Origin of the sequence: Nitrosomonas sp., from assembly GCA_031316255.1 — a bacterium.
In the GTDB taxonomy this organism is placed as follows: domain Bacteria; phylum Pseudomonadota; class Gammaproteobacteria; order Burkholderiales; family Nitrosomonadaceae; genus Nitrosomonas.
The window spans coordinates 3,435,179-3,459,940 of sequence record JALDQW010000001.1 but is presented as its reverse complement, the minus strand read 5'-3'; the positions used below and the strand labels follow the sequence as shown (position 1 = coordinate 3,459,940).

Below are 24,762 nucleotides of genomic sequence, written 5' to 3'. Positions count from 1 at the left end.
ACTCTCTAGCTGTCAGGTTCTAAACTGTCTATGCAAATGTGTTAACAATTCCGTTATGTTTGCTAGTAGTAATATTCATTTCTAAATTTGAATCTGAATCATTGGTTATATTGAAGCCGTGTGTTCCTCTGACAAATGGACGTGCATGCTGTTCGCCTTGTTCCTGTTGTTGGAATGACTCGGTGCCGACCATAACATCTCCAAGCTGAATGCCGCTTTCTGCCATTAATTCGCGCAATCTGGGCAGGGCTGACTCTATGGCTTCACGTACCGCTAAATGAGGAGATACAAACTGAGCTGACGCCTGCGTTCCATTTTCATGGGTAAGGCTCAACATGATTTCAATCGGACCAAGATGGGCTGGATTTAAGCGAAGTTCGGCGACTTGATGCTGCTGTGTGGCAAGCCAGATAATTTTTTGTGCAAATTCACCGTTCCATTTCGGCTGTCCAATCTGTGTGTCAAGATTGAGACTGTGTGGTGCGGTAGTTTGTGTGGTGGATTGGGTAAGTGTTTGTGTAAGACTATTTAAACCGGATTGATGTATTGTGTCAACATCATCATGGAACAATGCACTTGGCTCGCTTAATCTCGTCAATAGTTCTTTATTAATCTCGGTCGAAAATGGCAGAATTTTGCCGCTATCGGCAGAATTTGCCGTCTGTAAGGGTTGCCATAGTCTGTTACTTTCCAAAAAATTCGTCATATTGCTCTGCTGTGTTGTTGGTTGAGATGACAATAATGATGCGGTTGGATGTGCTGCCAATCCATGGCTTGGTGTCTTTTCATGACTACTTAACTGGTTTGATGAAAGTGTTGCCATGGCTGTTAATGGAAACATTTGTATTTCTGCGATATCGGATTTATTTTCTGCAGTTATAATTTGTGCGGTTTGAATTGCTATGGGTTGACTGATTGTTTGAGGCGTGCTTTGGGTTATGTCATTGGCTGAGTTGGTTGTATTAGCGGTATCATGTGCGTCTTTATTATCGGTTTTATTTCCAGTGTCTATTTTCGCTGATGTGGATTCTTTGGATTCCGAGACCGAATCATTTGCTGTGTTTGCAGTATCTTCGGATGTCTGAGAAGATTTTTTTTCTGCGACTTCGCGCTCTAATATGTTGTTAAATTGATTCTCTTCCAATTTGTTCGAGCGGGCAATGTCACTATTATTTCCATTTGTTAAAGGTTGCTTTGTCTGAATTTGTGTTTGTGCAGTAGTAACTAGATTTAGCATTTTTTTATCTCATAATAATTGTCATACACTTGTTTTAAAATGAAGCAATATATATGCCATATTTTGTTTTATGCGTTCTATTTTGCTGTATTCGAGGTGTGCCGGCTATATCGATTAGATGTAAATTCATCGAGCTCCTTTTGCTCTGATTTTTTGTGTTTAAGTTTTTCTATAGTTTGATAGCGTTGGGATAATGTGTCGTAGGAATTGAATTTACGCTGGTAAGACTGATACTCATTTTTACCTGAATCCCGGTTATTTTCCGCGTGCTTGACTGCCAGTTTTTGTTCAGATATGGCGGCGTCCAGTTTTTTGATGAATGTAATGAAATTTTGCCATTGAATATGATCGATACCGTTCTGTGCTGCATTTTGCAAGCGAGCCTGATAGCTTTCCCGGTATTGCAATAGCAAGTTGAGTTTTTTTTCTGCTTCTTGATGCTGAAAATTCAACTTCCCGAGTTTTCTTGCAGAATCGTCACTTTGTTTTTGGGTCAGATCCAATAGTTTTTGTAATGTTGATTTATCAGACATCTTGTAATTTATTTATATTATTGATTGTTTTCTATGTCGAATAATGAAAATAGCGCTTTAATACTGTCGTGATAATTTTCGTGCTGGGTAATACCCTGCTGCAAAAAATTTTTAAGTGCCGGGTAAATTTTAATGGCTTGATCCAGTGCAGGATCTGAGCCCGGCATATAGGCGCCTACACTGATAAGATCATGGTTACGCTGATAGTGAGAATAAATACTTTTAAATTTTCTGGCTATTTCTATTTGCTCAGGCGGCACAATATTTGTCATGACTCGACTGATTGAAGCTTCAATATCGATGGCCGGGTAGTGGCCTGCCTCGGCTAACCTGCGTGAAAGGACGATATGTCCGTCTAAAATTGCTCGCGCGCTATCTGCAATCGGATCGTTATGGTCGTCACCTTCGGTTAAAACGGTGTAAAAGGCGGTTATGGAACCGCTGTTATGATTTCCATTTCCTGCACGTTCAACCAGTTGAGGGAGTTTTGCAAATACAGAGGGAGGATATCCTTTTGTTGCGGGCGGTTCACCAATGGCCAGTGAAATTTCTCTTTGTGCCATGGCATACCGCGTGATTGAGTCCATGATCAATAATACATGTTTGCCTTCATCACGGAAATATTCAGCGATTGCGGTTGCGTACGCTGCGCCCTGGAGTCTCAATAACGGCGATGTATCAGCTGGTGCTGCAACAACGACTGAGCGGGAAAGGCCTTCGTTTCCCAATATGTTTTCAATAAATTCTTTTACTTCGCGCCCACGTTCGCCAATTAATCCGACAACAATGACATCCGCTTCGGTATAACGTGCCATCATGCCTAATAGTACGCTTTTGCCAACGCCACTGCCGGCAAACAATCCCATACGCTGTCCGCGGCCAACGGTCAGCAGTGTGTTGATTGCCCGTACACCGACATCAAGCGGTTTAGAAACCGGTGTGCGCTCAAGCGGGTTGTATGGCCTGCTGTAAAGCGGGATGCTTTTTTCAATCTTGATTGTGCCTAACTGGTCGAGTGGTTCACCAATTCCGTTGAGTACGCGTCCAAGCAAGCCATTTCCAACATTAACATGTTTGGTTTGATCCGAGGCACGTCTGCGTGGATACTGTGTTGTTCCAATTTTAGGAGATTCAGCAGCATACTCAGTTGGTATTACCCTTGCACCAGGCGTGAGTCCATAAATTTCGCTGGTTGGCATTAAAAATAAACGTTCATCAGAAAATCCCACCACTTCTGCAGAAACATTGTTGCCGTTTGATAGAAAAATTGTACAACTGCTGCCAACGGCCAGTTTAAGTCCAGCTGCCTCCATAACCAAGCCCGTAACGCGTGTAATTGTTCCGCTTGGTAATATTGGATTGGAAGCAGCGATAAGCTGGTTGCAATTTTCCAGAAAATTGCGCCAGTTTTCATGATGATCGAACATCTGAGTACTATTTCTCGATCCAGTCATTTTTCTGACCGATGGCGCTCAATATACGGCGCCAGCGTGTTTCCACACTCGCATCTACCTTACTGCCGCCAGCTTCAATATGGCACCCGCCTTGTTCCAGTTGCGTATCTTCACGTATTTCCCAACTTTCCTGCAATTGCTGCTCATTTATGTACTGGCGAACAATTTTTGCATCTTCAGGGTGAAGAAAAAGACATAAATGCTGTCCGGTGGAGGGAAGATGGTGAATTGCTTCTTGCACAATCGGTAAAATTAATTCAGGATGGATTGTGAGTGCCTGCGTAATCATTTTTTTTGTTAAATCGATGGCAAGCATTAAAAGGTCTTGTGCAATTTGCTGATCAATGGTTTGAATATGCTGATCCAGATTTGTAAATAGGGTGTTGATCTGGTCTAGCTCAGCTTTAATTTCAGACTCGCCTTGTTGTCGACCTTCCATTTTTCCGGTATTTTGGCCTTCTTGAAAACCATTTTTATAGCCTTCATCATAGCCCTGTTTATAACCGTTTTCTTTGGCTTCTTGATATAGGGATTCAATCTTTTCTTTGGTGGGAGAAGCAGTAATATTGTTATCCGAATCTTCTGTTTCCTGATTTTCAATTGATTGTTCTTGCTTCTGCGCATCTTTTGTTAAAGTCTTCTCAGACAAATCAAATGAATCCAACTGCCAACGCTGACATGATTTCAATTTTTCTTTTGGAATGACAGTGGTTGTGTCCATTAGTGTGATTCTGGTCAGATTTTTTGAATTACGTTTTTTTCAATAAAGCAATTGGACTAAACATAACTCTCGTCGCCTTTGCCTCCCAGAACAATTTGCCCGCTCTCAGCCAGTTGACGTAAAATTTTAAGTATCTCTTTCTGTTCAGCTTCTACTTCAGATACACGTACAGGACCTTTGCCTTCGATATCTTCTTTCAGTGATTCAACAGCACGTTTGGACATGTTCTTGAAGATTTTATTGCGTATTTCCTCTTGTGCGCCTTTCAGTGCGACTACCAATGATTCGGACTGAACTTCCCTGAGTAAGAGCTGAATGCCCTGGTCGTCAATATCAATCAAATTATCAAATACGAACATTTCATCCATAATCTGCTGGGCCAATTCTTCATCATATTGCTTGATATTATCGATAACGCTGGTTTCTTGCATTGTTGGCACAAAGTTAAGAATTTCTGCTGCAGCGCGGACTCCACCCATGGGTGCTTTGCGAATATTATTGCTGCCGGATAACAACTTGGTCAGCACATCATTAAGTTCTCGCAGCGCGTCCGGCTGAATACTGTCCAGAGTCGCAATGCGTAATAATGTATCGTTGCGCAAACGTTCGGTAAAAAGACTGAGTATTTCACTGGCATGATCGCGTTCGAGATGCACCAGAATCGTGGCAATTATCTGCGGATGTTCATTTTTGATCAGCTCAACTATTGATGGTGCGTCCATCCACTTTAAGCCTTCTATACCACTTGTGTCGCCTCCATGCAGAATCCGGTCGATTAAATTTGCTGCTTTTTCATCGCCCAATGCATTTGTCAATACCTTGCGAATATAATCACTCGCACCTTGACCCAATGCGGTTTTGCCATTGGCCTGTGCATTAAAATCTTTGATGACAGTTTCAATCTCACTTTGGGTAATATTGTTCAGACTTGACATGGCACTACCCAGTTTCTGGACTTCCTTGGGTGACAGAAACTTAAATACTGACGCTGCTTCATCTTCACCCAGTGTCATGAGCAAAATAGCGCTCTTTTTTAAACCTTCATCATCCATTGCCATTGACCCATTCTTTTACAACATTAGCAACAATTGCCGGTTCATCAATAGCCAGTTGCTTGGCTTTTTCGAGATTTTTATTAAATGCTTCTTTTTTGATGTGTTCATCGGAAGACGTTTGATTCAATAATGGCGTGCCATCTTCAGCCAGTTGCGCAGGCTGGCCCGATGCGTCGACCGCTGCTGTGCCATCCGGCAATTCGGCGACTTCTTTCTTCTCAAGTTCCGGATCATGAGTTAGGGATTTAAGAAAGGGGCGTAAAATTTTTAACAAAAAGAACAACACAATGGCTGCAATAAGTAATTGCTTGCCAATTTCTTGTGCCAATAAAATCATGTCCGGATCTTTCCATAAAGGCAAATCCTGCAATGTGTTATCGTCGGTAAATAAACTGTTGGTGACTGTCAAAGTATCGCCACGTTCTTCGTTAAAGCCCATGGCGTCTCTTACAAGGTTATTGATTTCCCGGATTTCTTCCTCAGAGAGTGGTGTATATGTGATGTTGCCTTCTTCATCAATTGTTCGACGATGGTTGACAACAACAGCAGCTGACAACCGCCTGATGTTGCCGGTGGGTAAATGTGTGTGCTGGACTGTTTTATCAACTTCATAGTTGGTTGTTGATTCTTTGCGTTTGTCGGTCGGTAGCGGTTCAGGCCGTTGTGCTCCTTCTTCCCCTTCTAGTTCAATCGGGGCAATTGCGGGTTCAGGTGGGCGATTGGTTAGTGCTCCCGGAATTCCGCCATCAATTTTATTTCCGGTTGATTCTGATTCCATTGTTTGCTGGCTGCGAATGGAAGCGGCATCTGTTTCGGTATTATTGGGTCTGTAAATTTCTTCAGCGCGCTCGATTCTAGAGAAATCCAGGTCTGCAGTAACTTGGGCGCGAACATTGGCAGCACCCGTAATTGGAGACAATATCGCTTCGATTCGCTCCGTATAACTTTTTTCAAGTTGATGTAAATATTCCAGTTGCTTGGCATCAAATTTGGATTCGGTTTTTGTCTGTTCTTGCCCGCTGAGCAGATTTCCATTTTGATCAACAACAGTTACATTTTGGATGGGTAAGTTTGGTATGCTGCTGGAGACAAGATGTACAATTGCATGGACTTGTTCTTCGCGGAGCATTCTGCCCGGATGCAAGTTCAGCAATACCGAAACGCTGGGTTTTTGTCTTTCCCTGGCAAATACTGATGGTTTGGAAATTGCCAGATGTACACGTGCGCTTTGAACGGCTGAAAGTGATTGTACTGAACGTGATAACTCGCCCTCCAGTGCGCGCTGATAGTTGACTTGCTCAAGAAATTGACTGGCGCCAAATTTCTGATTTTCCATTAATTCAAATCCGACCAGCCCGCCTCTCGGTAATCCTTGGCCTGCCAGACGTAAGCGTGCTTCATGCACCTGATCATTGGGAACTAGGATTGCGCTGCCGCTTTGTGAAAACTTGTATGGCACATTTGCTTGTTGCAATGAGTTGATGATGTCAGCACCGTCCTGATCCGAGATATTCGAATAAAGTACACGATAGTCAGGCGACTGGCTCCAAGTCCAGGCGCCGACAAGTAATGCAATTATCGCTGCAGCAGCGAGCATTAATCCGAGTTTCTTTTGATTGGGTAGTTGGTTGAATCTGCCTAACCCAAATGGTGTGCTGGATTGTGAAATGCTTGCTGTATCGGTTGTTTGGTTTGGTACTGTGGCCACAAATGTTCTCCTGCTTAAATCCTGATATCTTTTTGTTGTGTTAGAAATCGTTTAAGCAATTTTCATTTTTTAAATAATTCAGCTACTTTATTTGTGATTTTTATGCCGTAAAAGGCAATTAAATTTACAAAGCATGGTGTATAGACCGGGCATGGCATTCTAGACAAATGTATTATCAAGAATTTCTTTGTTCTTTGAATGCTTAAATAAAGCAGATTTGCTTGTCTTATTCTGGTCTGATGGCCCCCGTCATTAGTGCTATTCTGCGTGTCATTGTTTTTATATTCTTGAATACTATGCAAATCACATGAGTGATACTCAGTCACCTTCAATTGTCGTGGATCAGGAACAGTTAAAGCTTGCATTTGCTGCTTTTAATGAAGCGTCTGAACAGCTGTCCGGCGTATATCAGGATTTGCAGTTCCAGGTGGAGCAGCTAACGCATGAGCTTGCGCTTGCTAACGGTGAGTTGCATCGGCAGCTTGCCGCAAAAGAAGTCCTGTCTCAAAAATTAACCGTGTTGTTAAACGCATTGCCGGGTGGTGTGATCGCATTAGACGCAAACGCCTGTATTGAACAGGTTAATCCGGCCGCCAGCACAATGTTGGGCCATCCGTTAGTCGGTTTGTCCTGGCAGAAAATTATTGATGAACGCCTCATCCCGACTGCAGTAGTCAATGAGTGGACTGTTCAAGGAAATGCTGCAGGAACTGTCATTGGTGAACAGCGCCGTATTAGTATCGAGCGCAGTTTTGTTGATTCGACTGACAGGCAAATTTTGCTTGTTCACGATATTACCGAAGCACATGCAATGCAGGAGCAGATCCGACGCAATCAACGTTTGACTTCTATGGGGGAAATGGCTGCAAATCTGGCGCATCAGTTACGCACGCCGCTTTCTAGCGCTTTATTGTATGCCTCGCATTTGGGTAATGAAGCAATAACCCCAGAGGAACGAAAAAAATTTGCCGCTAAAACAATTGATCGATTGAAACATCTGGAACATCTGACAGGCGATATGCTACGTTTCGTAAAAGGTGAGGCTGCTCAGTTCGAATCGGTAGCAGTCAGTTTGCTATTGGCTGAGTTGCAGCAGGTGATTGAGCCACAAGTCAAGCATTCCGGTATGTATTTTGTTATCCGCGATAACAGTCAGGGCGTCAGTTTGGTGACGGACCGTAAAGCATTATGTGGTGCCTTGATTAATCTTCTTGAAAATGCCATTCAAGCTTCTGTTCAAGGTGATGAAATCACGTTGAGTTGTGATTTGGTAAAAGATGATGTGGTCTTTTCAGTGCATGATAACGGCCCGGGTATTGATGTTGCACTGCGGGAGCGTTTGTTTGAACCATTTTTTACAACGCGCTCGGAAGGAACAGGCCTGGGCTTGGCGATTGTACGCGCTGTGATCAAATCGTTGGGAGGGCGTGTTGAAATTAACCCGGAACCTGATGCGGGAAGTGAATTTATCATTCGCTTGCCAACAAAGATAAGTGCCGCTGATCGTGCATCAGGCACGGTAACGCAGAAAACGTAAAGACTAACGCGATGAAAAAATTACCTGTTCTGGTTGTGGAAGATGATCAAGACTTGCTTGAAGCAGTCTGTACTACGATAAAATTGGCGGGATATCAATCGCTTGCTGCTTCTGATGGCATTGGAGCTATGGCTTTGTTGCAAGAAAACGAGGTTGGCATGGTGGTGAGCGATGTCCAAATGAAACCTGTTGATGGCATTGCATTGCTGCAAAAAATTAAGGCGTTTAATCCAGATATGCCGGTATTGCTAATGACGGCCTATGGAGAAATTGATCTGGCAATCGCAGCGATGCGCAGTGGCGCCTGCGATTACTTGCTCAAACCTTTTGAACCAAATAGTTTGTTAACGTATATCGAGCAATATACGTTGACATGTTCCGAAGACGATAGTCGTTTGATCGCTAAAGATCCGCGTATGCGTGCTTTGTTGTCGCTGGCAAAGCGCGTTGCCAAATCGTCTGCTACTGTTATGCTTACTGGAGAAAGCGGCAGTGGGAAAGAAGTGGTTGCCCGTTTTATTCATCAGTATTCAAGTCGTTCGGAAAATTCTTTTGTCGCTATCAATTGCGCTGCGATTCCTGAAAATCTTCTGGAAGCAACACTTTTTGGCTATGAGAAAGGCGCTTTTACGGGCGCAACCCAGGCGCAACCCGGTAAATTTGAACAGGCTGAGGGCGGAACCTTGCTACTCGATGAAATTTCCGAAATGCCGTTGGAGCTCCAAGCAAAATTGCTTCGTGTTTTGCAGGAAAGAGAGGTTGAGCGAGTTGGCGGGCATAAAGTCATTAAACTTGATTTCCGGCTTCTGGCAACGTCAAACCGAGATATGCTTGCAGCAGTAAAAAGCGGCAAGTTCAGAGAAGATTTATATTACCGGTTGAATGTTTTTCCGATTGAAGTTCCCGCGCTTAGAGAACGGCCTCAAGATATCGAGCCACTGGCGCAGCATTTTCTGAAGGCGGGCAATGAAGATTCCGGGCAATCCTTTGTGCAAGAATTGTCAACGGAAGCAATTTTAAAGCTAAAACACTATCAGTGGCCGGGTAATGTCAGGGAACTTGAGAATGTGATGCAACGCGCTATGATATTGGCAACAAATACTATTGAGGCCGAACATATTTGTTTGCCGGAAACTGATGCTAATTCGCTGCAAGGTGATGTGTCTGTTAAATCAACGGCGCTGGATATGAGGGCGCTTGAAAAAAAGCATATTCTGGAGACACTAGAGGCGGTTAATGGTTCTCGTAAATTAGCCGTTCAAAGGCTAGGCATATCGGAGCGAACGCTGCGCTATAAATTACAGCAATATCGAGACAATGTGTTTTAAGCCAATTATTTACTTGAGTTGGTTTAATGATTTTGCTGTATGATTAGTCGTTTGCACTGTTATGATTTTTTGTAATTATTTTACGGATTGATTTTCTGGTAATGGATTCTAATTATGGACAGATCTGGAATCGATAATATACTTGCGCAATTGCAAGCAACTTCGGCGCTTGCTTCCGGTGAAAAGAAACAGGGAGCAGTTGATGAAGCGGCCAAGGTTGATTTTGGTGATACATTGAAAGCCGCGATAGATAAAGTGAACGATACGCAGCAGGCAGCAGGCCAGTTAAGTAGAGAATTTGTGAGTGGTGAATCCAATACAGATCTACATGAGGTGATGGTTTCTCTACAAAAGGCCAATGTGTCTTTCCAGTCTATGGTGCAAGTCCGTAATAAACTGGTTACAGCCTACCAGGAAATCATGAATATGCAGGTTTAACTGCTTATAAGTATATCTGTCATAATTTGCTCAATTTTCTGCCATTTCAATACGTATTTTTCTCAAATAAAAGTCATGTTTGCACTATTTGCTTCCGTTTCTTCATTTTCTTAGCTGTTTGTTACGGGTGAAACGAGCTGGGTGATTTGAAGTTTAAAAAAGGATGCTTTAATTTTGCAACAGAAAGAAGATTTATTTGCCCACCAAGATACGCTTGCCCGACTGCATGAGGATATTCCGCTATCCGATAAATTAAGTTTTATCCACCAAATTATTCTTCAGGATTTTCCTTTTGTGAGCCGTCTGGCTATCGCGCTTTATGATGAGCAAACCGAGATGCTCAAGACCTATGCGCATAGTACAGAAGGTAATGATAATCCTGTTGTAACCTATGAGGCGCCACTCAGTGCAGCACCTTCATTACGCGATATCATAGAACATCGGCGTCCTCGTCTGGTGCAAGATTTGGATATTTTTTCCAAGGGCAAACATGAGCACACCAAACGGATTGCTGCCAAAGGCTATAAAGCCAGTTATACCATGCCGCTGTATCAAAGCGGCGCTTTCGTCGGTTTTCTGTTTTTCAATTCCTTTGAAGAGCATCCATTCACACCCAAGGTGTTGCGTCAGATTGACATCTATGGTCATTTGATTGCACTGATGGTGATCAATGAATTAACGGCGATTCGAACACTCGTGTCTGCAGTGCAGGCCACGCGCAGCATGACGCATTACCGCGATGTTGAAACGGGCATGCATATTGATCGTACCGCTCATTATGCGCGTCTCATCGCACGTGAGATTGCTGCTGACTACAATATCAGTGATGAGCAGATTGAACATATCTTTTTGTTTTCACCGCTGCATGATGTTGGCAAAATCGGTATTCCAGACAGTATTTTGCGTAAACCTGGGAAACTGAATGACGAAGAATTTGATATCATGAAGACGCATCCTGGAAAAGGCCGTGAAATTATTGATGCCATTCTTGAAGATTTCAGTTTGTATGCATTGGGCCATGTAAATATCATGCGGAACATTGCTGAATATCATCATGAAGCTGTTGATGGCAGTGGTTATCCTAAAGGGCTCAAGGGAGATGAAATTCCGATTGAAGCGCGTATCAGTGCTGTTGCCGATGTGTTTGACGCGTTAACTTCGCGCCGTGCCTATAAAGTGTCCTGGAGTAACGAAAAAGCGTTTGCATTGCTCAAACAACTGTCCAATACCAAACTCGATCGTGATTGTGTAAATGCTTTGTTAAAGAATCCCGACAAGATACTGGAAATTCAGCAGCGTTTTCGTGATGATGAGTCTGTTTGAGCGGATTCCGTCCGGATCGATTGAGTGTAACCAGGTTTGATTTAGTCCCGGCGCACCCATTTTTGCACGACCAGTCAATGACAGTGTGCTATTGCTAATTCCTTCCATACAGTCGTATAGCAGGGCGATTTGTGTCTTCGTTTCATATGCCAGTTTTTCACTATTCCTGCTCCTGCGAGAGACAGGGTGTCTTTTCCCATTCTTCGATTGATTAAATCGATTGTTTCCGTGAGTGACTGGGCTTTGTTTGCTGCGTTGGCCATGTCGTTTGTAAACAACGCAGTCTGCCGCATACCTGCAGGTATCAGATTCATTAATATAACGCCAGCCTTGTCATAACGGTAACCCGGCCTGTAGATGCGTTTCAAACCCCATAGCGCTGCTTGTAAGAGTTTGGTCGTATCACAGGCAGACTCGCTTAATGTAACCGTTGTGCCTTGTTGATACTGTGCGTCTCTTTTGCGATGCGGGTTGGTGCGAATATAGACATGAACAGCATGGGCGAGTGAAGACTGGCAGCGCAATTTCTCTGCTGCCCGGATAATATAACTGGTGACTGCTTCCTGGAGATCGGTGTAGTGTGTGACGGGCGTGCCAAAAGAACGGCTGCACAGGATCTGTTTCTTGCCTGAAGTCGTTTCGTCGAGTTGCAGGATGGAAATGCCGCGCAATTCCATGACAGTGCGCTTTGCGGTCACTGAAAACATGCGGCCGATAAAATCGGCGTCTGCCTGTTTAAGCGCCAAAGCAGTGTTGATATTCAGATTGTTCAGTTTTTCCCGGATACGGCGGCCGATTCCCCAGACTTCTCCGACTTCAATGGCAGCCAGGAGATCGTCTAGCATTGTCTCAGATAAGATGCTCAGATCGCAGACGCCCTGCCAGTATGGCTGTGTTTTGGCGATATGGTTAGCCATTTTTGCCAGGGTTTTGGTTGGGCCGATACCGACACAGACCGGCAGCCCAAGCCAGCGTTTAATGCGTTGACGAATTGCCTGACCGTGCGCGGTGAGGTTCGTATTCAAACCGCCAAGACCAGGATTCAGGCCAAGAAAACACTCGTCTATGGAATAAATTTCCTGGTGTGGAGCAAAATGTCCCAGCAGGGTCATCATGCGGTTACTCATGTCGGCGTAGAGTGCATAGTTCGATGACAATGCGATAACCCCATGTTTTTGGGCCAGCGACTGTACCTGAAACCAGGGTACGCCCATTTTGATGCCAAGCGCTTTGGCTTCCTCGGAGCGTGCGACTGCACACCCGTCATTATTGGATAATACAACGACAGGTTTGCCAATCAGATAGGGATTGAAAACCCGTTCGCAGGACACATAAAAGTTGTTGCCATCAACCAGTGCAAATATGCTCATACCGATTTAATCACCCGGGTGACCACGCCCCATATCATCATTTCCTGTTCGTTCTTGAATTCGATATCCGGGTAGTGCGGGTTTTCCGCAATCAATTTAACAACGCCATTGCGCCGGTAAAACCGTTTAACCGTTAATTCACCATCCACTGCAGCAACGACAATGTGGTTATGCTCGGGCGTGATCGCGCGATCGACAATCAGTTCGTCGCCATCATCGATACCGGCATTGATCATGGAATGTCCTCTGACGCGCAGGAAAAAAGTAGCTTCGCGATGCTGGATGAGTTCCTCGTTCAGATCAATGCGTTTTTCCACATAATCATCCGCCGGTGACGGAAAACCGGCGCGCACCGAATGACTCATGCGCGGAAATGATTGCGGCGCCGAGTGTTGTGCAAGTTGAATCACTTTCATCCATACAGGGGTGCGTACCGCCGGCGCAGCCTTGAGTTGCTGCACCCACTGTATAATGGCTTCCTTGCTGCTGGCAGGTACACGCACGGTAACCGTTGGTTCCGCAGTACGTTTTCTGCCCGCGCCCGCACGTTGCCCGCCCCAGTTTGGTTGTTTCATAACGAATAATCTTGATTATTGACACAGTAATCAAGATTAAATTAAATGGAGGTTTTAGTCAAAATTTTTGTTGTTACAATGATATGTTCTGGTTTTTAATTGAATAAATCCAGCAGCATTTTAACCGCCAAAAAGTAGAGCAGCACGACAAATATTTTTCTGAGCGTGGCGGTTTGTGTTGAATGTGTTGTTTTTGCACCGAGCGGCGCCGTAAGCATGCTGGCCAATATCAACCAGCCCAAGGCGGGCAGATAGACATAGCCCAGGCTGAAATCCGGTAGAGCGCCTGATTGTGTGAGACCGTTCAGAATATATCCGGTCGTGCCGGCGACGGCAATGGGAAAACCGATGGCGGCGGCTGTGCCGATGGCATGCTTAAGTTTGATATTGCACATCGTCAGGAAAGGCACTGTCAAAATTCCACCGCCAATGGCGACGAGGCTGGATACAGCGCCAATTATGCCGCCAGCAGCAAAAAGCCCGGGTTTTCCGGGAAGTGTGGGATAAGACTCTGGACTTAAATCCGATTTCGATCCTGGTTTTGAGAAAAGTTTTAGCAACATGTTTGTTGCAGCGTAAAAGATAAACAGAACAAAAATAATGCGCAGCACCATACTGGAAAGCGTTCCTGCCAGTATGGTGCCGCTTAGCGTGCCAATGACAATGCCGGGTGTCATGTATTTGAAGATATTCCAGTCGACGGCGGCATGTCTGTGATGCGTGTATAAACTGGTTGCGGAAGTGAAAATAATGGTGGCCATGGTTGTGCCCAGTGCGAGATGCAGAATGCGATCCGGTGGAAAATCTTGCGCGGTAAATATGAATGTTAATGCCGGAACGATGATGAGTCCGCCGCCGATGCCGAGTAATCCGGCGAAGAATCCGACAATAGCACCCAACAGCACATATATGAACCACCATTCCATAGTGTGGAAATCAGGCTTGTAAACGGTCTAGAATGAATTTCCACTCATCCGGATCGACAGGGGTGATGGATAGACGGTTGCCTGTCTGCAGCACACGCATGCGTTGGAGTTCCGGGTATTGGCGTAATTCTTTAATGGACAATAAACGTGTTTTTTTTCTGAGTGTGATTTCAACGTTAAACCAGCGCGGATTGTCGTGGCTTGCTTTGGGATCATAATATCTGTTTTTGGGATCAAATTGCGTGGTATCCGGATAGGCGGATTTGGTTACTTCCGCAATACCGGTGATTCCGGGTTGCGCGCAGCAGGAATGATAAAAAAATGCTTGGTCGCCGACTTGCATTTGTTTCCACATAAAATTACGCGCCTGGTAGTTACGCACGCCATCCCAGGCAGTTGTCTGGTCAGGCAAGGCAGCCAAATCATCGATGCTGAATTTATAAGGCTCTGATTTCATCAGCCAGTAGCGCATTTGAATTATGAGAAGACTGTGCAGGTTAAATAGACTATTCTACAGCGAATAAATTGCGTATTTTGTAAAATATCGATTTGCTTGGCTGTTTGATGGTTTCTAAAACAAGCATGTAAAAGCAAGTTAAAAAGAAATTTAATTTGTTTTTCCGTTCTCTATAATAGCGTTTTAATTGATTTAAAATACTCAATTAATTGTTCAACTTTCTGATTTTTGATATATGGATGGATAAAAGTTTATGGCCGATGAAGAAAAAAAACCTGTTAACCCGGAGTGGGAAAGGCAGTTAATAGAGGGGCTTGCGTTTGCTGCGTTGCGCGAACAACGGCGAACCCGAGTGTGGGGTATATTTTTCAAGTCGCTGACTTTTATATATCTGTTTTTGATTCTGTTTGCAGCGACAGATTGGTTTGGGGATTCGGCTGTTAGAATTTCGGATAAACACACGGCGTTAATTGAAGTGAATGGCATGATTACGCCGGACAGTATCAATAATGCGGATAATATTAATTCAAGCCTGAGATCGGCATTTAAGGATAGCGGCACCGAGGGTGTTATTTTGCGTATTAACAGTCCTGGCGGCACTCCCGTGCAAGCCGGTTATATTAATGACGAAATACGCCGGTTACGTGCGAAATATCCTGATATTCCATTGTATGCGGTAATCGGTGACGTTTGTGCCTCGGGCGGTTATTATATTGCAGCTGCGGCGGATAAAATTTTTGTTGACAAGGCGAGCCTTGTCGGCTCAATCGGCGTGCTGATGGATGGCTTCGGTTTCACTGGAACCATGGAAAAACTCGGTATTGAAAGACGCTTGCTCACCGCGGGGGAACATAAAAATTTTCTGGATCCTTTTGCGCCACTGGATCCGAGACAGCGTGAACATGCAACAAGCATGCTTGGCGAGATACATGAGCAATTTATTCGTGTCGTGCAGCAGGGTCGGGGGGATCGTTTGAAAGACGCGCCGGAAATTTACAGTGGCGTGATATGGACCGGTCAAAAAAGTATTGAATTGGGCCTGGCCGATGCAATGGGCAGTGCCGAATATGTTGCACGCGAAGTGATAAAAGCTGAGAATATTGTCAATTATTCGGCGCGTGAAGGCTTGTTTGACCGTTTTACCAAACGGTTTAGTGAAATTTCTTTGAGGATGCTGACTGATAACAGTTGGAGTCTGAGATAAATTGAACAGGGGCGAGATAGGGAAGCGGACAGCCTCCTAGTCAAATAAAGTAAGCCCCTGTATGATTCTGTATGATTCTTTTAATCTGCTTAATTTGCCGCAACGACAGCGATGGCGTTTTTAACAGTCCATTGTGTTAACTGATGTGAGTAGTAAAACCGCCGCTTTTGTAATGCAGCATCTTTATTTCTTCGTTCTTCAATTAAAAGTATTGTGTTATTTTCTATTGCCTGAAAGTCTTGCATCGCATTGTGTTCCATTGAGTGCTTAAAATTTTTTAGGATGCCGTTAAGTTCGGTTAATTTCACTAAAAACTGTACTTTTGATCAATAAAATGCAATAATTCTCCATGAGCATGGAAAATACAGGTGCGAAAAACATTCTGGTAATTCATGGGCCTAATTTAAATCTGCTCGGGACACGCGAGCCGGAGTTATATGGCCATGAGACGTTGCAGGATATTAACAGAAATTTGAGCCAGGTCGCTGAAAAAGATCAGGTTCGTATTGCTTTTTTTCAGAGCAATGCAGAGTCTGCATTAATCGACAGGATTCAACAGGCCATGACCGACGATACCGATTTTATGATTATAAATCCGGCGGCTTATACCCATACCAGTATTGCGATGCGAGATGCATTGGCTGCCGTTCGGGTACCTTTTATTGAAGTCCATTTGTCCAATATTTTTTCCCGTGAAACGTTTCGTCACCATTCTTATTTTTCGGATCTGGCGATTGGTGTGATTAGCGGTCTGGGATCAAAAGGCTATGAACTGGCATTGAAATATGCATTAACAGTCCGTTTGTAGGTGTTTGGTTATTCAGATTGCTTGCAAGTCACCTTTAATGTCAGGTGCAATAAAAGTTTGATCATAAATATTAAAGTATTTATTTGTTAGATTGCAAGCTTTGCGGTGTAGCTGTTTAGTAAATTGTTCAGAGTTGGACCTAAATTTTAGGTGATTATATTTCTAAAATGGTCCCGTCTATTTGGGTGATGTTGCGGAGAGGTTTGTTATGGATTTAAGAAAGCTTAAAAAACTCATTGAGCTGGTTGAAGAGTCTGGTATTACTGAATTGGAAATTACAGAAGGCGAAGAAAAGGTCCGGATCAGCAAATCAGGTGCCTCGGCAACACCGGCTTATGCATGGATGCCGCCTGTAATGCAACATGCAGCAGCACCATTGGTGCAAGAGCATCTTCAGTCTGCAGCGAATGCCGCTGCGAGTAATGCATCTGGAACAACCGATGCAGAGAAAAATACGCAACCTGAGGGTCATCCGGTCAAGTCGCCTATGGTCGGTACTTTTTATCGCTCACCATCGCCAGGAGCAAGTCCATTTGCGGAAGTTGGCCAAACTGTGAAAGTAGGCGATACGTTATGTATTATTGAAGCAATGAAGTTGCTTAATGAAATTGAGGCCGATAAAAACGGTGTGATCAAAGCAATATTGGTCGAAAATGGTCAGCCGGTTGAATATGGTGAGCATTTATTCATTATTCAGTAATGTGCAATAAATGGCCTGTAAATTGTTATGAATAATGGTTTGTAAAATGACCTGATTGTTGGTTCTGGCGGCCAAGTTAATCTCTTGTGAGTGTATATGTTTGAGAAGATTCTTATCGCAAATCGTGGTGAAATTGCCCTGCGTATCCAGCGTGCTTGCCGCGTTATGGGTATAAAAACTGTAGCGGTTTATTCCGACGCGGATTCTGAAGCAAAATATGTCAAGTTGGCGGATGAATCGGTTTGTATCGGCCCTGCACCTGTTGCCCAGAGTTATTTGAATATACCCGCAATCATCAGTTCTGCTGAGGTCACGGATGCAGAAGCCATTCATCCCGGATATGGGTTTCTTTCGGAAAATGCCGATTTTGCTGAACGTGTTGAAAAAAGCGGTTTCGTTTTTATTGGTCCGCGCCCTGAGACGATTCGTTTAATGGGAGACAAGGTTAGCGCAAAAAATGCAATGATAGCAGCCGGTGTGCCCTGTGTGCCGGGTTCCGATGGGGCTTTGCCAGAAGATATTGATGCCATAAAAAAAATAGTCAAGGAAATCGGCTATCCTGTGATCATAAAAGCTGCTGGCGGCGGTGGCGGACGGGGAATGCGCGTGGTGCATACAGAGGCCGCTTTGCCAAATGCAGTTATTATGACGCGAAATGAGGCGCAAGCCGCTTTCGGTAATCCGGTGGTTTATGCAGAAAAATATCTGGAGAATCCACGCCATATCGAATTTCAATTGTTAGTTGATGAGCATGGAAATGCCGTGCACTTGGGTGAGCGCGATTGCTCTTTGCAGCGCCGGCACCAAAAGATTCTCGAAGAAGCGCCCGCGCCGGGTATTTCTGAAGAATTGCGCAATAAAATAGGTGAGCGGTGTGCGGACGCCTGTCGCAAAATCAAGTATCGTGGTGTGGGAACATTTGAATTCCTTTTTGAAAACAATGAATTCTATTTCATTGAAATGAATACGCGTTTGCAGGTAGAACATCCGGTAACGGAAGCAGTGACCGGTATCGATCTTGTGCAGGCACAGATTAATGTTGCAGCTGGAAAGAAATTACCATTTAAACAGCAGGATATTGTATTCAAGGGTCATGCAATTGAATGTCGTATCAATGCGGAAGATGCCTACAAGTTAACGCCATCAGCGGGCCGTATTACGCAATATCATGCGCCCGGAGGGCCCGGTGTGCGCGTTGATTCGCATGTGTATCATAATTATATGGTGCCGCCGTATTACGATTCGATGATCGTTAAGATCATTACCTATGGCGATACCCGCGAACAGGCAGTTGCACGCATGCGTATTGCGTTATCAGAAATGGTGATACAGGGTATTAAAACCAATATACCATTGCATCTCGATCTGCTTTCCGATGCGACGTTTCTCGGCGGACAATATTCAATTCATTATCTGGAGCACAAGCTGGCTTTGCATAATCAGCAAGAGAAGGCTGGTTAATTGAGCTTTTTGTTATCAGGAACGTAATACAGTCATTAATTCCGGTTTCAGTGCGCGGTGGGTGCTGGAGCTTGAATGAAAAAGTGTGTATGTTCGGTTGTTAAACATTCATTATTCCCGATATGTCCTGGATCACACTGATTGTCAAGACAGATAACGCCTGTGCGGAGTCACTGAGTGATGCGCTGCTCGAACACGGGGCCTTGTCGGTGGATATACATGATGCGGCGGCAGGTACAGATGAAGAGCAGCCGTTATATGGCGAGCCCGGATTGCCGGCAGGGCAGCTATGGCAAAAAGCTGAAGTGAGCGGAATGTTTGAAAGTCATGCCGATATAGATGCCGTTATGCGCTCAGTGACAGAAACGCTCGAATTGCCCGATGTGCCCGCCTATCGTATGGAGACGGTTGAGGAACAGGACTGGGTGCGTTTGACTCAATCGCAATTTAGTCCTATCCGGATTTCATCGCGTTTATGGATTGTTCCCACATGGCATCAACCGCCCGATTCAGAGGCAATTAATTTGATTCTCGATCCAGGATTGGCATTTGGTACCGGCAGTCATCCAACGACGCAACTATGCCTTGCCTGGTTGGATCAATACTTAAAACAGGGTGAAACGCTTCTGGACTATGGTTGCGGTTCGGGTATTCTCGCCATAGCGGCTTTAAAGCTCGGCGCCAGTCTTGTAACCGGTATCGACATTGATCCGCACGCGATTAAAGCCAGTTATGCGAATGCATTACTGAATGCATGCGATCAATCAAGATTGTCTTTTGGAACACATTACCCGGTTGAGACGAACAAGAAAGACAAATCCGGCGCGGTGAAACAGGTCGATATTGTAATGGCGAATATTTTATCCAATCCATTGATTATGCTTGCGCCAATTCTGGCCCGGGCGACGCGCAAGGGCGGGCAGATCGTATTGTCAGGCATATTGGAAACGCAGGCGGAGGAAGTCAAGTCGGTTTACCGGCAATGGTTTGAGATGCACACATCCGGAAAGCAGGAAGACTGGGTATTATTGACCGGGAGCAGAATCGATTAATTTGAATACGGGTGTTCAGCTTTACAATGCGACAGAATCATGAAAACAGAAATAGAATATATCGCTATGATTTTTATTTTGCCTGAACCGAATAAGCCGATAAATGGAGTGGCCAATGGCGCTTGTGACATTATGTCCGGGTTGTGGCACGACATATAAAATTTATCCTGAGCAGTTGCAGGCGCAAAATGGCCTTGTGCGATGTGGAAAATGCCAGATTATCTTTAACGGATTCGCCACACTGATAACCATCGATGAATCCGAAATTGAGTATTTTCCAGAACCTGTTGAGAGAGAAATAACTTCGGCGGAACCAGATAAGGCCAAAGAAAACATTAAAGATGCAGGTGTCCTGCGTCATGAGTCAGAGATAGTACGGGCTTCATCGCCGCGGGTTGAGCATGCCCAGAGTGAACCGGCTGAATCAGTGGAAACAGAAGATTCTGCAGGCCATGCAAAATCCGATGAAGTTGTAACACCAACAGAATCTACTGCGCCGGTGAGTGATTTTTTATCCGACGGTATGCTGCGGGCAACGCCTCAACATTGGGCATGGAAGTATGGCAGTATTGGCTTGTGTGTGTTGCTGATTGTTCAGGTTATCCATGTATTTCGGGCGGATCTGGCAATTCAGGCGCCGCAGACCAGACCCTATCTGGAGGGATACTGTGCCGTTCTGGGTTGTACGGTTCCATTGCCCAAGAACATTCAGTTATTAAGTATCGTGTCTTCGGACTTGCAGGTGAAAAATCCTGAATATCAACCGGATGTGGCGACATTGACCACTGTTATCCGTAATCATGCGCCGCATGACCAGGCATTGCCAGCTTTGAAATTGTTTTTAACGGATAGACACAATCAGGTATTGGCCAGCCGCATTCTGACCGCGGTGGATTATCTTTCAGCAGAACAAAAAGGAAAAAAAGCAATTCCTCCGAACCAGGAGATTATCATTCAGCTCTATCTGGATAATAGCCGGTTAAAGTCGACGGGCTACCGGCTGCAACTCCTTTATTGATCATATCCCTGACCGCGATATTGATTCGGTGGAAGTTTCTGGCTGGTTGGATTTAGGCTTGAAATAGATGGTGCGGTATAATCAATCGCTTTATTTTAAATTCGAAAAGCACTCAATAGCATGAATAAAAATCTTCGCACGACCCTGTTAGAAAATTTAATTGCCAAGCGAATCATGATTCTGGATGGCGCGATGGGCACGATGATTCAAACCTTTAAACTCGAAGAGGCGGATTTTCGTGGTGAGCGGTTTGCAGACTTTCCGCATGATTTAAAAGGGAATAATGATTTATTAACGCTGACGCGCCCGGACGTTATCCGTTCCATCCATAACGATTATCTTGAAGCCGGTGCAGACATTATTGAAACCAATACATTTAATGCCAATGCGGCATCAATGGCGGATTACCATTTGCAGGATATCGTCTATGAGCTAAATGTTGCGGCAGCCAAACTGGCGCGCGAAGCAGCCGGTGAGATGGAAGCGAAGACACCCGATAAGCCGCGATTTGTTGCCGGTGTCATTGGGCCGACGACAAAGACGGCTTCTATTTCACCCGATGTCAATGATCCCGGTTTTCGCAATATCACGTTCGATCAACTGGTAACCGACTATACCGAATCCATACGCGGTTTGGTTGATGGCGGCGTCGATACGCTGCTGGTAGAAACCATATTTGATTCGCTGAATTCCAAAGCGGCCTTGTTTGCCATCGACCAGTTTTTTGAAGCAAATAATGTGCGTCTGCCGATTATGATATCGGTCACAATTACCGATGCATCCGGGCGCACGCTTTCCGGCCAGACGCCGGAGGCATTCTGGAATTCGGTACGGCATGCAAATCCGTTATCCGTGGGCATTAATTGCGCTTTGGGTGCTGAACTCATGCGTCCGTATATCGAAGAATTGTCCGATGTGGCTGAAGTGTATGTCAGTGTGCATCCGAATGCCGGATTGCCGAATCCATTATCTGAAACCGGCTATGATGAATCGCCTGACTATACTGCACGTCAACTCAAGGATTTTGCGCAATCCGGCTTTGTCAACATTGTTGGCGGATGTTGCGGCACGACGCCTGCGCATATTAAGGCGATTGCCGAGAACGTTTCTCCATTACCACCCAGAAAAATACCGGAGCTGCCCAAGAAGCTCAGGTTGTCCGGTCTGGAGCCATTAAGTATTGATGATGAATCACTATTTGTGAATGTGGGTGAACGTACCAATGTAACGGGTTCGCGTGCGTTTGCGCGTTTGATCCTGGGCGACCAGTATGCCGAAGCGCTGGATGTGGCGCGTAACCAGGTTGAAAATGGTGCACAAATCATCGATATCAATATGGATGAGGCCATGCTGGATTCGCAAAAGGCGATGGTGAAATTCCTGAATCTGATCGCAGCCGAGCCGGATATTTGCCGTGTGCCGATTATGCTTGACTCCAGCAAATGGACCGTGATTGAAGCGGGGCTAAAATGCATACAGGGTAAGTCCATTATTAATTCCATCAGTCTCAAGGAAGGCGAGGAAGAGTTTATTGCCCATGCCAGACTGGCGCGTCGGTATGGTGCCGCAGTCATTGTTATGGCTTTTGATGAAGAAGGCCAGGCAGACACGCTGGCGCGCAAGGTGGAAATCTGTACGCGCTGCTATCGCGTGTTAGTGGATAAAGTCGGTTTTCCGCCGGAAGACATTATTTTTGACCCGAATATTTTTGCCATCGCCACCGGTATCGACGAACATAATAATTATGGCGTGGATTTTATTGAAGCCACGCGTGAAATTAAAAGGACATTGCCGTATGCCAAAGTCAGCGGCGGTGTTTCCAATGTTTCATTTTCTTTCCGAGGCAATGAGCCGATTCGCGAAGCCATCCATACCGCTTTTCTTTATCATGCCATTAAAGCCGGTATGACCATGGGTATTGTCAATGCCGGGCAATTGGGCGTGTATTCGGATATTCCTGCAGATTTACTGGAACGCATAGAGGACGTAATACTGAACCGTCGCAATGATGCCACCGAGCGTCTGGTTGATTTTGCCGAGAGTTTTAAGGGCAAGAAAAAAGAGCAGATTGAAGACTTGAGCTGGCGCGAACAGCCTTTGCAAGAACGCCTCACACATGCGCTGGTCAAGGGTATTTCCACGTATATTGTTGAAGATACTGAAGAAGCGCGTCAGGAAATTAAAGCCAAGGGCGGCCGGCCGATTCAGGTGATCGAAGGGCCGTTGATGGATGGTATGAGCGTCGTCGGCGACTTGTTTGGCGCCGGTAAAATGTTTTTGCCGCAGGTGGTTAAATCGGCGCGAGTAATGAAGCAGGCTGTTGCACATTTGTTGCCGTTTATTGAAGAAGAAAAAAAACTACTCGGTGATTCGCGGCCTAAAGGCAAAATTGTTGTCGCAACCGTAAAAGGCGATGTGCATGATATTGGCAAAAACATTGTCGCCGTGGTGCTGCAATGTAACAACTACGAAGTGATCAACATGGGTGTGATGGTGCCCAGTACGCAGATTCTGGACATGGCCAGAAAAGAAAACGCCGATATCATTGGTCTGTCCGGTTTGATTACGCCGTCGCTCGAGGAAATGACGCATGTCGCCAAGGAAATGCAGCGCGAGGGCTTTACCATTCCGCTGTTAATCGGTGGCGCGACGACTTCGCGCGTACATACCGCCGTCAAGATCGCGCCGCATTATGCAGGATCGGTTGTATGGGTGCCGGATGCCAGTCGTGCGGTTGGCGTATGCAGTAATCTGATGTCCGAGGATTTGAAAACAGACTATATACAAGGCGTCAAAGATGAATACGAGAAAGTACGCACGCAACACAAAAATAAAAAAGGCCCGTCGCAGTTGCTGACAATAGCAGAAGCGCGTGCCAATGCGTTTAAACCGGACTGGTCAAATTATCAGCCGCCGCAGCCGGAATTACTGGGCATCCGTACCCTGAATAACTATCCCCTTGAAAAAATCGTTCCGTTTATCGACTGGACGCCCTTTTTCCAGGCGTGGGAACTGGCCGGACGTTATCCGGCGATTCTCGAAGATGAAGTCGTGGGTGAAACGGCGCGCAATCTGTTCCGTGATGCCCAGACGATGCTGAAGAAAATCGTCGAGCAGAAATGGCTCTCAGCCAATGCGGTCATCGGTTTGTATCCGGCCAATGCAGTCGGCGATGATATCGAAATCTACACCGATGACAGCAGAAGCCAGATTGCCATGGTCTGGCATTGCTTGCGACAGCAAACACAAAAACCAACCGGCAAACCGAATCGGTGCCTATCGGACTTTATTGCGCCCAAGGAAACCGGGATAAAGGATTACATCGGCTTGTTTGCCGTAAGCGCAGGTTTTGGCATCGACGAACGTATTAAGGCGTTTGAAGATGCGCATGACGACTACAGCGCGATTGTGCTCAAAGCGCTTGCCGACCGTCTCGCCGAAGCGTTTGCCGAACATATGCATATGCGTGCGAGGCGGGAGTTCTGGGGTTACGCGAAAGATGAAACGCTGGATAATGAACAATTGATCGACGAAAAATACAGCGGTATTCGTCCGGCGCCCGGTTATCCGGCGTGTCCGGATCACACCGAAAAAGGACCGTTATTCCAATTGCTCGGCGCAACTGAAAAAGCGGGTATTATTGTTACCGAATCATTTGCCATGGTGCCGACGGCGGCAGTATCCGGGTTTTACTTTTCGCATCCGGAATCGACCTTTTTCGCGGTGGGCAAAATCGGCAAAGACCAGGTGGAAGATTATGCACAGCGCAAAGGCTGGACGCTGGAAATGGCAGAGCGGTGGTTGGCGCCGGTGTTGGCCTACGAAAGGGGATAAAGTTCAATTTTTAAGCAATCGCC

At 45.3% G+C, this 24,762-nt stretch carries 22 protein-coding genes; 11 read left to right on the top strand and 11 right to left on the bottom strand.

All coding sequences use genetic code 11. The features are described from left to right. Positions 1 to 28: 28 nt before the first annotated feature. From MRK00_15325 to fliF, 6 genes are all read right to left on the bottom strand, one after another. Positions 29 to 1,237, bottom strand: a complete 1,209-nt coding sequence (locus MRK00_15325) for a flagellar hook-length control protein FliK (GenBank protein MDR4518739.1) — start codon at positions 1,235 to 1,237, stop codon at positions 29 to 31. 77 nt (positions 1,238 to 1,314) lie between these two features. Further along, on the bottom strand, positions 1,315 to 1,770 hold the full coding sequence (gene fliJ / locus MRK00_15320; GenBank protein MDR4518738.1) for a flagellar export protein FliJ: 456 nt from the start codon (positions 1,768 to 1,770) through the stop codon (positions 1,315 to 1,317). Between the two features lie 17 nt (positions 1,771 to 1,787). Then, positions 1,788 to 3,224: a flagellar protein export ATPase FliI gene (gene fliI, locus MRK00_15315; protein ID MDR4518737.1), complete on the bottom strand. Its 1,437-nt coding sequence runs from the start codon at positions 3,222 to 3,224 to the stop codon at positions 1,788 to 1,790. Further along, positions 3,205 to 3,945 (bottom strand): flagellar assembly protein FliH, encoded by a 741-nt coding sequence (locus MRK00_15310; protein MDR4518736.1) that lies wholly within the window; start codon positions 3,943 to 3,945, stop codon positions 3,205 to 3,207. Before MRK00_15310 ends, fliI begins: the two co-directional genes overlap by 20 nt. 56 nt (positions 3,946 to 4,001) lie before the next feature. Next, positions 4,002 to 4,997: a flagellar motor switch protein FliG gene (gene fliG / locus MRK00_15305; GenBank protein ID MDR4518735.1), complete on the bottom strand. Its 996-nt coding sequence runs from the start codon at positions 4,995 to 4,997 to the stop codon at positions 4,002 to 4,004. Beyond that, positions 4,990 to 6,708: a flagellar M-ring protein FliF gene (gene fliF, locus MRK00_15300; protein MDR4518734.1), complete on the bottom strand. Its 1,719-nt coding sequence runs from the start codon at positions 6,706 to 6,708 to the stop codon at positions 4,990 to 4,992. Before fliF ends, fliG begins: the two co-directional genes overlap by 8 nt. Before the next feature lie 307 nt (positions 6,709 to 7,015). Here fliF and MRK00_15295 point away from each other — a divergent pair, with 307 nt between their 5' ends. From MRK00_15295 to MRK00_15280, 4 genes are all read left to right on the top strand, one after another. After that, a complete protein-coding gene (locus MRK00_15295) occupies positions 7,016 to 8,245 on the top strand; it encodes an ATP-binding protein (protein ID MDR4518733.1) in 1,230 nt (409 codons plus the stop codon). 11 nt (positions 8,246 to 8,256) lie between these two features. Then, positions 8,257 to 9,573 carry a sigma-54 dependent transcriptional regulator gene (locus tag MRK00_15290; protein ID MDR4518732.1) on the top strand — a complete coding sequence of 439 codons (1,317 nt, stop codon included), beginning with the start codon at positions 8,257 to 8,259 and terminating at the stop codon, positions 9,571 to 9,573. A gap of 114 nt (positions 9,574 to 9,687) precedes the next feature. Beyond that, entirely contained in the window at positions 9,688 to 10,011 is a 324-nt protein-coding gene (gene fliE / locus MRK00_15285) for a flagellar hook-basal body complex protein FliE (GenBank protein ID MDR4518731.1), read from the top strand. 174 nt (positions 10,012 to 10,185) lie between these two features. Then, on the top strand, positions 10,186 to 11,334 hold the full coding sequence (locus MRK00_15280) for an HD domain-containing protein (protein ID MDR4518730.1): 1,149 nt from the start codon (positions 10,186 to 10,188) through the stop codon (positions 11,332 to 11,334). 74 nt (positions 11,335 to 11,408) lie between these two features. Here MRK00_15280 and MRK00_15275 read toward each other — a convergent pair whose 3' ends face one another. From MRK00_15275 to MRK00_15260, 4 genes are all read right to left on the bottom strand, one after another. Then, positions 11,409 to 12,704, bottom strand: a complete 1,296-nt coding sequence (locus MRK00_15275) for a Y-family DNA polymerase (protein MDR4518729.1) — start codon at positions 12,702 to 12,704, stop codon at positions 11,409 to 11,411. Further along, positions 12,701 to 13,279, bottom strand: a complete 579-nt coding sequence (umuD, locus tag MRK00_15270; GenBank protein MDR4518728.1) for a translesion error-prone DNA polymerase V autoproteolytic subunit — start codon at positions 13,277 to 13,279, stop codon at positions 12,701 to 12,703. The genes MRK00_15275 and umuD overlap by 4 nt, the downstream gene beginning before the upstream one ends. A gap of 95 nt (positions 13,280 to 13,374) precedes the next feature. Further along, the gene (locus MRK00_15265; GenBank protein ID MDR4518727.1) at positions 13,375 to 14,205 is read right to left on the bottom strand and encodes a sulfite exporter TauE/SafE family protein; all 831 of its coding nucleotides are present in this window, start codon (positions 14,203 to 14,205) and stop codon (positions 13,375 to 13,377) included. Positions 14,206 to 14,215: 10 nt separating this feature from the next. Further along, the gene (locus MRK00_15260; protein ID MDR4518726.1) at positions 14,216 to 14,677 is read right to left on the bottom strand and encodes an EVE domain-containing protein; all 462 of its coding nucleotides are present in this window, start codon (positions 14,675 to 14,677) and stop codon (positions 14,216 to 14,218) included. 238 nt (positions 14,678 to 14,915) lie between these two features. Here MRK00_15260 and MRK00_15255 point away from each other — a divergent pair, with 238 nt between their 5' ends. Further along, positions 14,916 to 15,866, top strand: coding sequence for a S49 family peptidase (locus tag MRK00_15255; GenBank protein MDR4518725.1), 951 nt, complete (start codon positions 14,916 to 14,918; stop codon positions 15,864 to 15,866). Positions 15,867 to 15,955: 89 nt separating this feature from the next. Here the strand turns inward: MRK00_15255 and MRK00_15250 are convergent, their stop codons facing one another. Further along, complete coding sequence (locus tag MRK00_15250; protein MDR4518724.1) at positions 15,956 to 16,174, bottom strand: hypothetical protein; 219 nt, start codon at positions 16,172 to 16,174, stop codon at positions 15,956 to 15,958. A 41-nt stretch (positions 16,175 to 16,215) separates the two neighbouring features. Here MRK00_15250 and aroQ point away from each other — a divergent pair, with 41 nt between their 5' ends. The 6 genes from aroQ to metH all read left to right on the top strand — a co-directional run bounded on the left by aroQ (position 16,216) and on the right by metH (position 24,739). Next, complete coding sequence (gene aroQ, locus MRK00_15245) at positions 16,216 to 16,674, top strand: type II 3-dehydroquinate dehydratase (protein MDR4518723.1); 459 nt, start codon at positions 16,216 to 16,218, stop codon at positions 16,672 to 16,674. A gap of 208 nt (positions 16,675 to 16,882) precedes the next feature. After that, complete coding sequence (accB, locus tag MRK00_15240; GenBank protein MDR4518722.1) at positions 16,883 to 17,374, top strand: acetyl-CoA carboxylase biotin carboxyl carrier protein; 492 nt, start codon at positions 16,883 to 16,885, stop codon at positions 17,372 to 17,374. A 96-nt stretch (positions 17,375 to 17,470) separates the two neighbouring features. Continuing rightward, positions 17,471 to 18,835, top strand: a complete 1,365-nt coding sequence (accC, locus tag MRK00_15235; GenBank protein ID MDR4518721.1) for an acetyl-CoA carboxylase biotin carboxylase subunit — start codon at positions 17,471 to 17,473, stop codon at positions 18,833 to 18,835. Between the two features lie 122 nt (positions 18,836 to 18,957). Next, positions 18,958 to 19,887 (top strand): 50S ribosomal protein L11 methyltransferase, encoded by a 930-nt coding sequence (gene prmA / locus MRK00_15230; protein MDR4518720.1) that lies wholly within the window; start codon positions 18,958 to 18,960, stop codon positions 19,885 to 19,887. Between the two features lie 115 nt (positions 19,888 to 20,002). Next, positions 20,003 to 20,905 carry a zinc-ribbon and DUF3426 domain-containing protein gene (locus tag MRK00_15225; GenBank protein ID MDR4518719.1) on the top strand — a complete coding sequence of 301 codons (903 nt, stop codon included), beginning with the start codon at positions 20,003 to 20,005 and terminating at the stop codon, positions 20,903 to 20,905. A 120-nt stretch (positions 20,906 to 21,025) separates the two neighbouring features. Beyond that, positions 21,026 to 24,739, top strand: a complete 3,714-nt coding sequence (metH, locus tag MRK00_15220; GenBank protein MDR4518718.1) for a methionine synthase — start codon at positions 21,026 to 21,028, stop codon at positions 24,737 to 24,739. The last annotated feature ends 23 nt before the right edge of the window (positions 24,740 to 24,762 follow it).